Genomic DNA, 14,382 nt, shown 5'->3' with positions numbered 1-14,382 from the left:
GGCGTACGGAGCCGGACCCTGGGGGACACCCACACCTGCGGCGGCCCGACTGTGGTGGGCACACCCATGGGAGTGACGCGTCCGCGTCACGCATGCTTCCCGCCATGACAAGCGGAATCACTCCCGCGTTCGACGGGACAGCAGGTGTCGACCTGGCGGGCCGCACCGCCCTGGTGACCGGCGCCGGCAGCGGAATCGGACGCGCCTGCGCCAGGGCGCTCGCCGCGGCGGGGGCGCTGGTCCACGTGGTGGACATCGACGCCGAAGCAGCCGCGGCCGCCGCGCAGGAGACGGGCGGGCGGGCCCATGTGGTGGACCTCGCCCACGGCGCACTCGTCGAGGAGCTGCCGGCCGACATCGACATCCTGGTCAACAACGCCGGTCTCCAGCACGTGGCCCCCCTGGCCGACTTCCCCCCGGAGCGGTTCGAGCTCATCCAGAAGGTGATGGTGCAGGCCCCCTTCCTGCTGCTCCGCCGGACCATGCCGCACATGCGCGCACGCGGCTGGGGCCGCATCGTCAACATCTCCAGCGTCCACGGCCTGCGGGCCAGCGCCTTCAAGGCCGGTTACGTGACTGCGAAGCACGGCCTGGAGGGCCTGAGCAAGGTGGCGGCCCTCGAAGGCGCCCCGCACGGCATCACCAGCAACTGCGTCAACCCCGGCTACGTGCGCACCCCGTTGGTGGAACGGCAGATCGCGGCCCAGGCCGCCGCACACGGCATCGACGCCGGCCAGGTGGTCGGCGAGGTGTTGCTCAGCCGCTCCGCGATCAAGCGGCTGATCGAACCGGAGGAGGTCGCCGGCGTCGTCGTATGGCTCTGCGGCCCCCACAGCGGCTACCTCACCGGCGCATCGATCCCGCTGGACGGCGGCTGGACCGCCGCCTGAACGACCGCGCCGGGCCCACCCCGCTCACCCCACCCCCCGGGTCACCCGGTCACCCCTCCGTTCGCCCCCGCTCGCCCCTCCGTCCGTCCCCAGCCGAAATGTGGGTACCCCCGCCATGGCATCGCAGACATCCCGGCCGTCCCAGGCAACCCCGGCCCGCCGGGCCGGCATCGGCCGCATCATCAGCGCCGGCCTCATCGGCACCACCATCGAGTGGTACGACTTCTTCCTCTACGGCTCGGCCGCCGCGCTGGTCTTCAACAAGCTGTTCTTCCCCAGCAGTGAGCCGCTGGTCGGCACCCTCCTCGCCTTCCTCACCTACGCGATCGGCTTCGCTGCCCGCCCCCTGGGCGGCGTGGTCTTCGGCCACTACGGGGACAAGATCGGCCGCAAGAAGCTCCTCGTCCTCAGCCTCGTGCTGATGGGTGGCGCCACGTTCGCGATGGGCCTGCTGCCCACCCACGCCGGCATCGGCGTCGGCGCACCGGTCCTGCTCACCCTGCTGCGCCTGATCCAGGGCTTCGCCCTCGGCGGCGAGTGGGGCGGGGCGGTCCTGCTCGTCTCCGAGCACGGGGACGACGAGCACCGCGGCTTCTGGGCCTCCTGGCCCCAGGCCGGAGCCCCCGGCGGCAACCTGCTCGCCACCGGCGTGCTGGCCCTGCTGGCCGCCGTCCAGTCCGACGAGACCTTCCTCGCCTGGGGCTGGCGGATCCCCTTCCTGCTCTCCGGGGTACTGGTGGCGATCGGCCTGTGGATCCGCGTGTCCGTCTCCGAATCCCCGGTCTTCCTCGAAGCCCAGGCCAAGGCCGCCGAGCACGCTGACGCCGGCGCCGCACACAAGCCGCCGGTGGTGGAGGTGTTCCGGACGAACTGGCGCGGCGTCCTCACCGCCGTCGGCACCCGTCTCGGCGAGAACATCTCCTACTACATCATCACGGCCTTCCTGCTGGTCTACGTGACCACCCACCTGGGCCTGTCCAAGAGCGCGGGTCTGAACGCCGTACTGATCGGCTCGGCCGTCCACTTCGTCACCATCCCGGCATGGGGCGCCCTTTCGGACCGGATCGGCCGCCGGCCGGTCACCCTCATCGGCTCCGTCGGCATGATCGGCTGGGCCTTCGCGTTCTTCGCGATGCTCGACTCCAAGTCCTTCCCGGCCATCACCGCGGCCGTCACCATCGGACTGCTCTTCCACGGAGCGATGTACGGGCCCCAGGCCGCCTTCATCTCCGAGATGTTCGACACCAAGGTCCGCTACTCCGGCGCCTCGATGGGCTCCCAGCTCGCCTCCATCATCGGCGGCGCCCTCGCCCCGATCATCGCGGTCGCCCTCCTCGACGACTACGGCTCCGCCCTGCCGGTCTCGATCTACCTCGCCGCGGCGGCGGCGGTCACGAGCGTGACCGTCCTGGCGGCGCGCGAGACGCGCGGGCGTAGCCTGTCCCGGTCGCACGGCCGGGCCGCCGCCCCGGTTCCGGGCGGCCGCCAGGCCGAGACAGGTCAGGTCTCCGCGGGCAGCTAATGCTGTGACCGGCGGGGTTCACCGGGTCGCGGCGCCCGGCACGGCACCTCGCGGCGTTGCCGGACCACGCGAGTACGTCCAGTACGAGGCCGTCGCCGGCCCGGCCGCAAGGCCGGCGACGGCGGCGGCCCCGGCCGGTGCTGCGCCCCGCGCCGCACCGGGCCGTCCCGGCACGTCCCCGCGCCACCCGGCACGTCCCCGCGCCACCCGCCCAGCACCACGGAGAGCCGACATGCCCCACCCCGCGACGCACCCCGGCGACGGGGAGGCGTGGACCGCCCTGCGGCACCTGTTGGACCTGCTGGCGCAGGGCGCCCCGGCCGAACACTTCGCGCAGCCCGCCGAGACGGCCCGCCGGGCCGGCCTGCCCGCCGCGCAGATCCATGCCGTCGCCGAGGCCACGCAGGTGGCGCTCACCATCCGCCGCACGCTCAGCCAGCACCGCCGGCGCGAAGCCGAACTGGCGGCGCTCTTCGACACCGCCGGGGACCTCGCGGGGCTGCGCGACCTGGACGCCGTACTGCGGGCCATCGTCCACCGCGCCAAACTCCTCCTCGGCACGGACGTCACCTACCTCTCGCTCAACGACGACGAGGCCGGCGACACCTACATGCGGGTCACCGACGGCTCCGTTTCGGCCGCCTTCCAGCAGGTGCGCCTCGGCATGGGCGAGGGGCTGGGCGGGCTCGTCGCCGAAACGGCCCGCCCCTACACGACCGGCGACTACCGCGACGACCCGCGCTTCAAGCACACCGCCACCATCGACAGCGCCGTCGCCGAGGAAGGACTGCGGGCCATCCTCGGCGTGCCGCTGCGCCTGGGCACCCGCGTCATCGGCGTCCTCTACGCGGCGGACCGCACCGCGCGCACCTTCACCCCGGACGAGGTCGCCCTGCTGGCCTCCCTCGCCGACCACGCCGCCATCGCCATCGACAGTGCCCGGCTGCTGGAGGAGACGCGCAACGCGCTCGTCGAACTCAACGCCGCCTCCCAGACGATCGAGGCCCACAGCCAGGCCATGCGACGGGCCGAGGACGCCCACGACCGGCTGACCGACCTGGTCCTGCGGGGCGCCGGCATCACCGAAGTGGCCACCGCCATCGGAGCCGTCCTCCAGGGCGGCATGCTCATCCACGACGCGGATGGAGCCGAACTGGCCCGGGCCGGCGCGGACCCCCTGCCCCCGGCCCCCCAGGCCGTGGCCGCCTCCCGGGCGGGCGGCCGCGCCGTGCCCGTCCAGGGCACCTGGGTGTGCGCGGTCCTCGCCGGACACGAACTGCTCGGCAGCATCGCGCTCACCGGCCGCGCCGACCTGACGGACGCCGACCGCCGCCTCTTCGAACGGGCCAGCGTCGTCACCGCCCTGCTGCTGCTCCTGCGCCGCTCGGTGACCGAGACCGAGGACCGGGTACGCGGCGAACTGCTCGGCGACCTCCTCACCCGCGCCGCCGACCCCGCCGGACTGGCCGCCCGCGCCCGCCGCCTCGGCGTGAACCTCGCCCAGCCGCACGCGGTGTTCGTCCTGCACGCCGACACCGTCCCGCGCCCGCGACTGCTGGCGGTGGCCGCCCGCACCGCGCGGGCGCGCAAGGGCCTGGCCGGGCAGCACCACGAGGACGTCGTCCTCATCTGTCCCTCGGACAACCCCAGCGACTGCGCCGCCGGGCTCGCCGCCGAACTGGCCCAGGCGGTGGCCGCCCCGGTCACCGTCGGGGCCGCGGGCCGCCCCGTGACCGGGCCCCCGGACTTCGCCCGCGCCCACGCCGAAGCCCGCCGCGCGCTGGCCGCCCTGCACGCCCTGGGCAACCGGGGGACCGGGGCGGCCCTGGCCGACCTGGGCTTCGTCGGCATCCTCCTGGGGGACCACGCCGACCTGGGCGCATACGTGCGCCGGACGCTGGGCCCGCTCCTGGCCTACGACGCCAGGCGAGGCACCGACCTCACCCACACCCTGCGCACCTACTTCGCCCTCGGGATGAGCCAGGCCAAGACCAAGGCGGCGCTGCACCTCCACGTGAACACGGTGGTGCAGCGCCTGGACCGCATCGGACGGCTCCTCGGCCGGGACTGGCAGCGCCCGGAACGTGCCCTGGAACTCCAGCTGGCCCTGCGGATCCACCAGGTCTCGGTGGCCGGCCCCGCGCCCGCGGTCGGCGAGGACGGTCCGCCCGCCTGAGGGGGCGTGCGGCGCGTCGCCCACGGCAACACCGTTTGCCGCGGCGGCAGATGGGGACGCCATGCAGTGGCCGCCTTTGATCCACATCGACCACCACGTCTAGCATGTGCACGCCATACGCCCACGCCCCGTGCGTGCCCATGCCAGACGAAAGCACACCATGCGCCTACAGCGGGTCCTCGCCGCGACCGTCCTCCTCGCCTCCTGCGCCGCCCTCACCGCCTGCGAGGACTCCGAGCCCGGCGGCCGGCAGGCCGCCGCGACGGGAGCCGTCACTGCCCCCGTCGCGACGCCCGGATCCCTGGCCGAGGCGCAGAAGTACGTCCAGCGGTACGCGTCCTGCGAGAACATGGGCACCAAGCCCGACGACGGCCGGCTGCCGCTGACCGACCTCACGACGCCCGGCAAGTGGTCCGTGACCGAGCGCGGCGTGTGCAGCGACCGCACCGGACACGGCGAGATCGTCTTCTACACGGCCGCCGACATGAAGGAGTTCCAGGCGGGCTACAAGCAGCACGTCATGGACGAGATCGCGGCCGGCCGCGGTGCGTACGGCCTCAACAGCCGGGTCTTCGTGGGCGAGCACTACGCCGTCACACCGACCGAGACCAAGACGGCCCTCGCCCTCGCCCAGTCGGACCTGCGCATCCTCACCTGCAATCCGACCTTCGCCGTACCCGAGGGCTACAAGCGGGAGAAGGCACTGGTCGACGGTTGCGTACTCAGCGACTTCGTCGGGAGCTCGGACGGCGAGGGCAGCCCGAACTTCCAGACCCCCCAGGAGGACCCGGCCTCGGCGGGCGGGCAGTCCGCGAAGCCCGGCGGGCCCGCACAGGGCAGCCTCGGCCTGCCCCGGGCGGGCAGCATGGACGAGCTGAAGAAGCTCGTGCACCCCCATACCGTCGACTGCACGCACATGTCCGCCGCACCCGACGCCGTCGCCGCCTCCTCGATCGACTACCAGCCGGTCGTGGAGGGCGAGCAGCTCGCGTGGGGCATCAGGGAACGCGCCATCTGCGGCGAACCGGCGGGGGAGCAGCGGGCCCACGACCTGAACTGGCTCGACGTGGTGCGTGACATGAAAACCCTGCAGAACAAGGCGAAGGCCGCCCAGCAGGCCGACCTCAAGGACGACGGACGCCTCAAGGCCACCGCGAGCAGGCTCCTGGTCGGCGAGAACATCGCGGTGGAGACCAACAGCCGTGCGGTCCGCGACGGTCTCTACCAGCTGCAGTTCCTCTCCCTGAACTGCGAGCCGGGCTTCCGGGCACCGGCGGGATACCGCCTGGAGAAGGCACAGACCGAGGGCTGCGTCCTCACCAACTACGAGAAGTGACGGCCGGGCCCGCCCGCGGACAGGGCCGGCCGTATACGAGGCGTATACGGGCCGCGGACGGAGCCCGGGCGCGCGGGGTGGGATCCGCGGGCTCCCACCGGCCGTACACTCGGCCCATGGTTCGCACACGTATGACGAGGCAGTGCCCGCCCCGGGCCGCCTCCGCGTGCCCGGCGGCCACGGGCCGGGCAGCCGACGGCCCGCCGCGCCCGGCGGCTGCCGTGGCGCCCCGGACGCGCCGCACCTCCCTGCACGGCCACGGCTAGCGAACTCCCTGCACGGCCCCGCCCGGCGACCACCCTGCACGGCCCCGCCCGGCCCCCCTCTCCCGCAAGTCCGCACCGCCCGGCCCAGGTCGCCGGTACGCCGCCCTTCCCCGCACACCGGACGGGTCCTTCCTGCCGTAGCGCGCTGCCGTACCCGGATCCGCGGGGGCGACGCCGCTCCGGCCACGCTCCACGTCACCACCGCGGTCTGCGCACGCCGTCGCGGACCGCTGCCCGGCCACGGCCCGCACCACCGGGGTCCGGCCGCTTCGAAGGGATCATCGTGAAGCTGAGCGAGCTGCTGGCCGGACAGGAACACCACGTGGTGCGGGGCGATCCGGACGTGCCGATCACCGCGGGAGTCACCTTCGACGTCGAGCGGGTGCTGCCGGGGTCGCTGTTCATCGCGGTGCCGGGCCACCAGGAAGGCGGCCCCGACTCCGTGCCGGCCGCCCTCGCCCGGGGCGCGGCCGCCGTCGTCATCGACGGCGCGGGCCCGGTCCTGCCCCCACCGGTCTGGCCGTCCCGGGCATGCGCCGTCCGGGTCCCCGACACCCGCACGGCCGCCGCCGTCATCGCCTCGCGCCACTTCGGCGAACCGGGGCGGCAGATGGACATGGTGGCGATCACCGGCACCAACGGGAAGACCTCGGTCTCCTACATGGTCGAATCGGTCCTGCGGAGCTCGGCGGGCGCCAAGGTCGGCGTCATAGGGACGGCCGGCAGCCGGATCGGCGACGAGCCCGTTTTGATGCCGCCGTCCGTGCTCACGACGCCGGAATCGCCGGACCTCCAGTACCTCCTCGGGTACATGCGCGACCGCGGAGCGTCCAGCGTGGTGCTCGAAGCCACCTCGATGGCCCTGCTGACCCACCGCGTCGACCGCACCTTCATCGACGTCGGCGTCTTCACCAACCTGACGCAGGACCACCTGGACGACCACGGCACCATGGACAACTACCGCGACGCCAAGCTGCGCCTGTTCCAGGGCCTGTGCCGGCGGGCGGTGGTGAACGTCGACGACCCGGTGGGCGCCGGGATCACGGCCCTGATGCCGGGCGCGGTCACCACGTACGCCCTGGACGCTCCCGCGGACTACCGCGCCAGCGACCTCGTGGTGAGCGCGGCGGGCACCCGGTTCACGCTCCACCACGAGGGACGCGCCTACCCGGCGTCGATGCCCGTCCCCGGCCGGTTCTCGGTGTCCAACGCCCTGGCCACGCTGGCGGCATGCCACGTGCTCGGGCACGACCTGGGCCCCCTGGTGGACGCCCTGGACCGGATGCCGCCCGTCCCCGGCAGGTTCGAGCGCTTCCGTACCCCGCTGGGCACCTCGGTGATCGTGGACTACGCCCACTCCCCGGATTCCCTGGACAAGGTCCTGACCGCCATCCGCGGCTTCGCACACGGCCGTGTCATCACCGTCTTCGGCTGCGGCGGGGACCGCGACACCACCAAGCGGGCCGAGATGGGCGGCATCGCCGGCGCCCGGTCCGACCTGTGCGTCCTCACCTCGGACAACCCCCGTCACGAGGACCCCGAGGCCATCCTGGACCAGATCGCCCCCGGTCTGCGGGCGACGGGGACCCCCTTCGAGCGGTTCGCCGACCGCCGGGAGGCGATCGCCTTCGCCCTGTCGGCCGCGGGCCCCGAGGACACCGTGCTGATCGCCGGCAAGGGCAGCGAACCGCACCAGATCGTCGGGGAGCAGCTGATCCCGTTCAGCGACATGGCCACGGTGCGCGAACTCGCCCACGCGTAGCCGCCGCGGACGGTCCGGCCGTCACTCGAAGCGGCTGGTGTCCCCGGCGCCGGCGCGCACGATCTCGGCCTCGCCGCTGGAGAAGTCGATGACGGTGGTCGGGCTGGTCCCGCAGTCACCCGAGTCGAGCACCGCGTCCACCAGGTGCTCCAGCCGTTCCTTGATCTCCCAGCCCTGCGTCATGGGCTCCTCCTCGCCGGGCAGGAGCAGGGTGCTGGAGAGCAGGGGCTCACCGAGCTCGGCGAGCAGGGCCTGGGTCACGACGTGGTCGGGGATCCGGACCCCGACCGTCTTCTTCTTCGGGTGGAGCAGCTGGCGCGGCACCTCGTTCGTCGCGCGCAGGATGAAGGTGTACGGCCCCGGGGTGGCCGCCTTGATGGCCCGGAACACGTCGTTGTCGATGTGCACCAGCTGACCCAGCTGCGCGAAGTTGTGGCAGACGAGGGTGAAGTGGTGCCGGTCGTCGAGGTTGCGGATCGACCGGATGCGTGCCAGGGCGTCGCGGTTGCCGAGCTGGGCGCCCAGCGCGAAACACGAATCGGTCGGATACGCGACGAGCGCGCCGGAGCGGATGCTGTCCGCGACATTGCCGATGGTGCGCGGCTGGGGGTTCTCGGGGTGCACGTCGAAGTACTTCGCCATTCGGCGAGCCTACGGGATACCGGCCGCCGCCACGATCACCGGCGGAAGGCGGGGGCGGGGTCAGTCCGGCAGCGGGTGGGCCTGGACTCCCTGGACGGGCTGCTGCTGGCCGCCCGTCGGCAGCATGCGGACCTCGTCCTGGTCACTGATCTCGGCCTGGACGATCCCGGTCTCGTCGGAGTAGACGGGGTGCCCGCCGGGGCCGCTGCGGTCCGTGCGGGAGACGACCACGACGTCCTCGTCGTCGGCGAGGCGGTCCGGGAACACCAGCTGGTACCGCTGTGCGTGCATGTCTGTCGTTCCCTTCGGTGCTCCGGCAATGGTGCGGCAGCTTCATCATGCGGGCCCGGAGCCGGGTCCGCATCGCCGCGCGCCCCCGGGGGTCACCGGAGGTCACAGCGTGAGCGGCTTCGACGCGCAACCGACGCAAGATGCCCCGGGCCGCCCACCGGAGACAGACTGGCGTCCTCAGCCCGGGGGGAGAACCCTAGGAGTACGCCGTGACCATGCGTGACGAACTTCCCGTGGACCACCGCCTCAACCTGGTCTACCGCTTCGGGGCCGCCCTGTGCGGCGCGATCCTCCTCGCCTTCGGCGTCCTCGGCTTCGCCGACCAGCTCGCCTTCTTCGGCACGGACGGGTCACGGATCGCCGGCCTGTCCACGAACGGGCTGCTGAGCCTGATCTCCCTGGTCTTCGGAGGGCTGCTCCTCGCCGCCGCCGCGATCGGGGGCAACGTGGCCTCCACGGTGAAGATGACGGTCGGCGGTCTGTTCCTGCTGAGCGGCTTCGTCCACCTCTTCCTGATCGGCAAGTCCGCGAACGTCCTGGACTTCAGCATGTCCAACGTCGTCTTCAGCTTCGTGATGGGGCTGCTCGTGGTGACCTTCGGCATGTACGGCCGGGTGAGCGGCGGCCTGCCGCACGACAACCCGTACTGGCGCCGGCGTCACCCCGGGCAAGCGGGCAGCCCCGGCACCCGCGACGTTGCGGGCGCGGGTGCGGGCGCCGCGTCGATCGGCGGGAGCGCTCAGGCACGCGCGATCACCACCCGGAGGTGACCGGCATGTCGCTGGACGGCGTACGGATCCTCGTGGCCGGGGCCACGGGTGAGCTCGGCGGACGGGCGGTCGCCGAACTCGCCCGCCGCGGAGCCGCCCTGGCCGTCGCGGGCCGTGACCGGGGCCGGCTCGTGTCGGCGGCCCGCACGGGCGGTGACGCCCCCATGAGACGGTTCGACGCCTACGCGCTGGACCAGTGCGCCGAGCTCGGCCCCTGGGCGGCGGGCGAACTCGGCGGCCTCGACGGTGTGCTGGTGACCGTCGGCGTCGCCGGGTTCGGCCCGGCGGCGAGCACCCCGGACGCCGTCGGCGAACACCTGCTGACGGTGAACGCGCTGTGCCCCATGGCCGTCCTGCGCGGCGCGCTGCCCGCGCTGACGGACGGCGGCTTCCTGGCGGCCGTGACCGGCCGGATCGTGGACCGGCCCCTGCGGGGAACCGCCGATCTCGCCGCGTCCAAGGCGGCGCTGGGCTGCTGGCTCGGCGTGCTGGGCCGGGAAGTGAAAGACCGCGGGGTGCTGGTCCTCGACCTGCGACCGCCGCACCTGGCCACGGGCTTCGCCGGGCGCGCGGTGGCAGGAAGCGCACCGGCCCTGCCCGCCGGGGCGGACCCGGCGCGGGAGACCGTCGCGTGGGCGGACCGGCTGACAGCCCATATGGCACAGCGGCGTGTCCGCACGGGCTGACGCACCCGCGTGTGCGCACGGGCTGACGTACCCGCGTGTGCGCACGGGCCGAGCACCGGCGTGTCTGCACGGGCTGAGCGCCCGCGTGTGCGCACGGGGCCGAGCGCCGGCCCGGGCGGCACGGAGCCTGCCGGTCGGATCCGTGCCGCCGGCCGGGCGCCCGGGCCGGTCCCGGGTACGGTCAGCTCAGGGCATCGGCCAGCAGGCGCAGGGCGATCTCGGACGCCGCCAGGGCCGTCGCCACGTCGCCGCGCAGCCGGGCGTCCTGCGCGGCCCGCAGGGCGGTACGCGCCTCGACGACGGTTCCCCGCGGGTAGACGTTCGAGGCGAGGGAGACTTCGGCGGTCCGGATGTTCGCCTCCACCGTGTCCGTGTCCGTGTCGTGCATGGTCACTCTCCTCGAACGGTGCGGCTACGGCGTCGGGCCGGTACACCGGCCATGGGCAACGTAACCGACGTGCGGGCGCCCGGCGCGTCGGCCGCGCGCCCGTCCGGCGTAGGCTCGCCCCCATGACCGGCACCCGGAACCTTTCGCGCACCTGGGAGATCCTCCCGGCCAGGGGACACGCGACGGCCTGGCTCTCACTCGGTGAAGGGCGGCTGACCGCGCGCGGGCGCGCCGTCGGCCTGGTCCCGGAGCCCTACTGGGTGACGTACGAGCTGGAGACCGCCGACCGCTACGTGACCTCGCGGCTGCACGTCACGGTGGAGGGCGAAGGGGCGGCCCGGCGGCTGGACCTGCGCAACGACGCCGGGCGCTGGACCGCCGACGGAGTGCGCCGCCCCGACCTCGACGGCGCACTCGACTGCGACCTCGGCCTGTGCCCGCTGACCAACACCATGCCCGTGCTGCGTCACGGCCTGCACCGCGAGCCCGTGGGCGAGCCGCACGAGTTCCTGATGGCCTGGGTCTCCGTTCCCGACCTGACCGTCCGCGCCGACCGCCAGCGCTACACGCCCCTGGCCCGCGCCGGGCACGGTGCGCACATCCGCTACGAGTCGGACGGCTTCCGCAGCGACGTCGCGTTCGACGAGGACGGCCTGGTCCTGCACTACCCCTCCCTGGCGGCCGTGGTCACTCGATGACCTCGGGAGAGCGCTGAAGAACCGCTCGGGAGAGCGCTGAAGACGCGTGAGAGTGCTCGGCAGGCGGCCGTCGCGGCGGCCGTCGCGGCGGCCGCATCACCGCGCCGGCCGCGCCGGGTCCTCCTGGAGGTAGGCGGCGATCATCGCGAGGTCGTCGGCGATGGTCAGGACGCCCGCGGGATCCGTCGTCGGGGTGGAAGCACCGTTCACACCGGCGTAGAAGGTGTCGAAGCGGCCGCCGCCCTTGTCCAGATAGCCGGCGATCGTGATGGCGCCCACGGCCAGGCGGGCGCCCAGCGCGTCCAGTCCGACGACGGCGCCGGTCTTCGCGAACACCTTCCCCCGCGCCGGGCAGTCGCGGCAGTTGTCCGCCAGCAGGCCGTCGACGCCGAGGACGGGCAGCGACTCCCGGAAGCGCCTCGCCTCGGGCGTGCGCTGCCAGTACGTCAGCATCTGGACCTCCGCTCGCGGCGTGGCCCGGTCGACGGGGTTGCCGCCCCGGCCGTCCAGCAGCTGCACCTGCTCGCTGTCGACGCCCGCGCGCTCCAGGAAGCGGGCCAGCACCGGGAAGCCGCCCATGCAGTTCCTGCCGCCCGCCGAGACGGCCATCAGGCACACACCGAGGTTGGCGCCCAGATTGTGGCTGACCTTGAGGATGAGCTTGGCGTAGTCGGCGTAGGGCGGGGAGACGTACGCCGCCACGCGCGGGCGCCCCTCGTACGTGCCGGGCAGCCGGCCGGCCGGGTTGGGGCCCGTCGCCTTCGCCGTGACCTCCACCCCGGCCCGTCCCAGTGCCTCGATCAGCGCGGTGCGGCCGAACGCCGCCGGGTCGCCGACGCCGGCAACGCGCAGCAGCGGCTTACCGCCTGCCGGGATCGTGCCGGACAGCTGGATCCGGGTGCCGCCCGCGGAGGTCGTCACCTGGATGTCGGTCGGCTTTCCCGCCGCCACGGTCTTGACCGTCGAGGTGACGGAGTACGGGGCGACCTTCGGCCGCCAGTCCAGCCGGGCCGCCTCGCCGGGGCGGTCTGCGGGGGTGGTCAGCAGGTCGATCAGGTTGTCGTTGATGATCAGCGGGTCCGGGGTGGGCTGGAAGACGGGTTCGGGGAGGAAGAGCCGGTCGTCGACGATCACGTCCCCTTCGACGCGGGTGATGCCGGCCCGCCGTACCTGCTGCGCGATCCGGTCGATGCCGGCCAGTGGGTTCTCCGGGGTGAGGGTGGCGCCGGGGAAGTCGTTGGCGTAGGTGTGATCGAGGTCGGTGAACGCGACGGTGCCGTCGGGGCGGGTCCTGCCGCCCATGGTCAGGTCTCCCTGCGCGACGAGGTCGAGGTCGCCCGACAGGGTGGCTCCGCGCCGCTCGCCGACCGCATAGAGCGGGGTCGTGAAGCGGTGGTCCCCGCCGAGGGTGGCCCACGTCCCGGACACGCTGAACAGTTTGGCCGTCGAGCCCGGGAGGAAGAACTGGTCGGCGAACCGGCTGTGGACCACCGGCCCGCCGCCCGGACCGCTCTGCAGGAAGCCCCATTGGGCGTTGCGGTAGTCCGGTTTGCGCATGATCTTCAGGATCCGGGGATCCAGCCCGTCCGCACCGCTGTCGGCCGGGGAGGTCGGGCGCGGTGTGGGGGTGGGAGGGGGAGGGGGCGCCGATCCGGCCGCCGTGCCCGTGGTGAGGGCCACGAGCAGCAGGGCGCAGAACGCCCCTGCCGCGCGGCGCCGCGAAGATCCGGACTTCCTGCCTCGCACCATGGCACGCCCCGTTCGCCCCCGGCTCGCACGGCGCCGTCCGGCGCTCGTGCTCCTGCGCGTCTTCTCGCCTCCGGCCCTGCTCCCCGAGAGGTGTGACGGGTACTGCGATCAGGGTGGCACGGGCGCGGGGAGCGCGCAGCCCGGACCGTTCGTCCGGCGGCGCCTTGGTGCTGTGACCGCACTAGTGCTCCGGTTTCGTGGGGCCCAGCTGCTCCACCACCTCGGCGAGGTCCTCGCAGATCCGCTCGATCCGCAGCCGGACGTCGTTCTGCTCGGTGACGAGCGCGGCCAGCAGCAGCCCGGTCAGGGCGGCGGCCCCGTTGAGCAGCTGCAGGGTGACCATGACCTCCAGGAGGGTGTGATCGGCGAAGGGGCCCGCGTGGTCGGTCGCCGCCAGGACCGCGAGCACGGAGACGAGCAGGGCGCAGGGCGCGCTCCCGGCGAGCTGGAAGCGCACCGCGGCCCAGACGAGCACGGTGAAGACGAGGAAGAGCAGCGACAGGGAGCTGCGGGTCGCCACGAGGCTCACGGTGACGGCCGTGACCAGGAGCGCCGTCGCCTCGACCACCCGGTAGCCGTCCCGCGGGATCCGGGCCCTGCGCAGGGTCAGCAGCAGCGGGGTCACCACCAGTACCCCCATCGCGTCCCCCGCCCACCAGGCCGTCCACACGGGCCAGAACCTGCTCAGCGCCAGATTGCCGGTGGCCACCAGCGTCCAGGTGCCGAGGGTCGCGCTGATCAGCATCGGGATCAGCCCGCCCAGGAAGACCAGCGCCACCCCGTCCCGCAGCCGGTCCAGCTCCACCCGGAAACCCGCCCGTCCGAGCAGCACGTACGCGCACAGCGGCGCGAGCGTGTTGCCGGCGAGGATCCCGACGTCGGCGGGGTGGAAGGAAGCGATCCGCTCGATGGTGAGGTAGGTGCCGAGCGCGATCCCCGGCCACACCCGCGGACCCCTCCAGAGCAGGGCGGCGAGGGCGATGCCCGTGGGGGCCCAGAGTGCGGTGACCACCGCGCCGTCGAGCACCACCCGCTGGAGCAGGCCGAGCCGCCCGGCGACGTAGTAGGCGGCGGCGACGCCGAGGACCGGGAGGACAGCCGCGGGGAGTCGTCGCCATTCCTCGATGCGCACCACGTCATCAGACAACAGCGCCTGTCCGCGGGCTGGGCGTGACACGCGGTAGGGGGCGCCTTGCTGCTCGGGCC

At 73.5% G+C, this 14,382-nt stretch carries 13 protein-coding genes; 8 read left to right on the top strand and 5 right to left on the bottom strand.

What is annotated here, in order from left to right; translation table 11 throughout:
- Positions 1 to 104: 104 nt before the first annotated feature.
- The 5 genes from AMK16_RS21240 (at position 105) to AMK16_RS21220 (ending at position 7,952) form a co-directional block, all read left to right on the top strand.
- Positions 105 to 890, top strand: coding sequence for a 3-hydroxybutyrate dehydrogenase (locus AMK16_RS21240; RefSeq protein WP_073918844.1), 786 nt, complete (start codon positions 105 to 107; stop codon positions 888 to 890).
- A 115-nt stretch (positions 891 to 1,005) separates the two neighbouring features.
- Positions 1,006 to 2,412 carry an MFS transporter gene (locus AMK16_RS21235; RefSeq protein WP_073918162.1) on the top strand — a complete coding sequence of 469 codons (1,407 nt, stop codon included), beginning with the start codon at positions 1,006 to 1,008 and terminating at the stop codon, positions 2,410 to 2,412.
- Positions 2,413 to 2,644: 232 nt separating this feature from the next.
- On the top strand, positions 2,645 to 4,588 hold the full coding sequence (locus AMK16_RS21230) for a helix-turn-helix domain-containing protein (RefSeq protein WP_073918160.1): 1,944 nt from the start codon (positions 2,645 to 2,647) through the stop codon (positions 4,586 to 4,588).
- A gap of 160 nt (positions 4,589 to 4,748) precedes the next feature.
- Entirely contained in the window at positions 4,749 to 5,924 is a 1,176-nt protein-coding gene (locus tag AMK16_RS21225; RefSeq protein WP_073918157.1) for a hypothetical protein, read from the top strand.
- Positions 5,925 to 6,473: 549 nt separating this feature from the next.
- Positions 6,474 to 7,952: a UDP-N-acetylmuramoyl-L-alanyl-D-glutamate--2,6-diaminopimelate ligase gene (locus AMK16_RS21220; protein WP_073918155.1), complete on the top strand. Its 1,479-nt coding sequence runs from the start codon at positions 6,474 to 6,476 to the stop codon at positions 7,950 to 7,952.
- A 21-nt stretch (positions 7,953 to 7,973) separates the two neighbouring features.
- Here AMK16_RS21220 and AMK16_RS21215 read toward each other — a convergent pair whose 3' ends face one another.
- The gene (locus AMK16_RS21215) at positions 7,974 to 8,594 is read right to left on the bottom strand and encodes an L-threonylcarbamoyladenylate synthase (RefSeq protein ID WP_073918154.1); all 621 of its coding nucleotides are present in this window, start codon (positions 8,592 to 8,594) and stop codon (positions 7,974 to 7,976) included.
- A 60-nt stretch (positions 8,595 to 8,654) separates the two neighbouring features.
- Positions 8,655 to 8,885, bottom strand: coding sequence for a DUF6296 family protein (locus tag AMK16_RS21210; RefSeq protein WP_073918152.1), 231 nt, complete (start codon positions 8,883 to 8,885; stop codon positions 8,655 to 8,657).
- 209 nt (positions 8,886 to 9,094) lie between these two features.
- Here AMK16_RS21210 and AMK16_RS21205 point away from each other — a divergent pair, with 209 nt between their 5' ends.
- Together AMK16_RS21205 and AMK16_RS21200 are read left to right on the top strand one after the other, a co-directional pair.
- Entirely contained in the window at positions 9,095 to 9,655 is a 561-nt protein-coding gene (locus AMK16_RS21205; RefSeq protein WP_073918150.1) for a DUF4383 domain-containing protein, read from the top strand.
- Between the two features lie 5 nt (positions 9,656 to 9,660).
- On the top strand, positions 9,661 to 10,341 hold the full coding sequence (locus AMK16_RS21200) for an SDR family NAD(P)-dependent oxidoreductase (protein WP_073918842.1): 681 nt from the start codon (positions 9,661 to 9,663) through the stop codon (positions 10,339 to 10,341).
- 181 nt (positions 10,342 to 10,522) lie between these two features.
- Here AMK16_RS21200 and AMK16_RS21195 read toward each other — a convergent pair whose 3' ends face one another.
- Positions 10,523 to 10,729, bottom strand: a complete 207-nt coding sequence (locus AMK16_RS21195) for a hypothetical protein (RefSeq protein ID WP_073918148.1) — start codon at positions 10,727 to 10,729, stop codon at positions 10,523 to 10,525.
- Positions 10,730 to 10,851: 122 nt separating this feature from the next.
- Here AMK16_RS21195 and AMK16_RS21190 point away from each other — a divergent pair, with 122 nt between their 5' ends.
- The gene (locus AMK16_RS21190) at positions 10,852 to 11,427 is read left to right on the top strand and encodes a putative glycolipid-binding domain-containing protein (protein WP_073918146.1); all 576 of its coding nucleotides are present in this window, start codon (positions 10,852 to 10,854) and stop codon (positions 11,425 to 11,427) included.
- A 96-nt stretch (positions 11,428 to 11,523) separates the two neighbouring features.
- Here AMK16_RS21190 and dacB read toward each other — a convergent pair whose 3' ends face one another.
- A complete protein-coding gene (dacB, locus tag AMK16_RS21185) occupies positions 11,524 to 13,176 on the bottom strand; it encodes a D-alanyl-D-alanine carboxypeptidase/D-alanyl-D-alanine endopeptidase (protein WP_073918144.1) in 1,653 nt (550 codons plus the stop codon).
- Between the two features lie 181 nt (positions 13,177 to 13,357).
- Positions 13,358 to 14,311, bottom strand: coding sequence for an MASE1 domain-containing protein (locus AMK16_RS21180; protein WP_073918143.1), 954 nt, complete (start codon positions 14,309 to 14,311; stop codon positions 13,358 to 13,360).
- Between the last annotated feature and the right edge of the window lie 71 nt (positions 14,312 to 14,382).

The organism is Streptomyces sp. CB00455 (genome assembly GCF_001905445.1).
GTDB lineage: Bacteria > Actinomycetota > Actinomycetes > Streptomycetales > Streptomycetaceae > Streptomyces.
This window is presented reverse-complemented; position numbering and strand designations above follow the sequence as displayed.

Bases quoted from the DNA above. Each gene is read 5' to 3' on its own strand.
- AMK16_RS21240 (WP_073918844.1), top strand. From the start codon at position 105: ATGACAAGCGGAATCACTCCCGCGTTCGACGGGACAGCAGGTGTCGAC.
- AMK16_RS21235 (WP_073918162.1), top strand. From the start codon at position 1,006: ATGGCATCGCAGACATCCCGGCCGTCCCAGGCAACCCCGGCCCGCCGG.
- AMK16_RS21230 (WP_073918160.1), top strand. From the start codon at position 2,645: ATGCCCCACCCCGCGACGCACCCCGGCGACGGGGAGGCGTGGACCGCC.
- AMK16_RS21225 (WP_073918157.1), top strand. From the start codon at position 4,749: ATGCGCCTACAGCGGGTCCTCGCCGCGACCGTCCTCCTCGCCTCCTGC.
- AMK16_RS21215 (WP_073918154.1), bottom strand. From the start codon at position 8,594: ATGGCGAAGTACTTCGACGTGCACCCCGAGAACCCCCAGCCGCGCACC.
- AMK16_RS21210 (WP_073918152.1), bottom strand. From the start codon at position 8,885: ATGCACGCACAGCGGTACCAGCTGGTGTTCCCGGACCGCCTCGCCGAC.
- AMK16_RS21200 (WP_073918842.1), top strand. From the start codon at position 9,661: ATGTCGCTGGACGGCGTACGGATCCTCGTGGCCGGGGCCACGGGTGAG.
- AMK16_RS21195 (WP_073918148.1), bottom strand. From the start codon at position 10,729: ATGCACGACACGGACACGGACACGGTGGAGGCGAACATCCGGACCGCC.
- AMK16_RS21190 (WP_073918146.1), top strand. From the start codon at position 10,852: ATGACCGGCACCCGGAACCTTTCGCGCACCTGGGAGATCCTCCCGGCC.
- dacB (WP_073918144.1), bottom strand. From the start codon at position 13,176: ATGGTGCGAGGCAGGAAGTCCGGATCTTCGCGGCGCCGCGCGGCAGGG.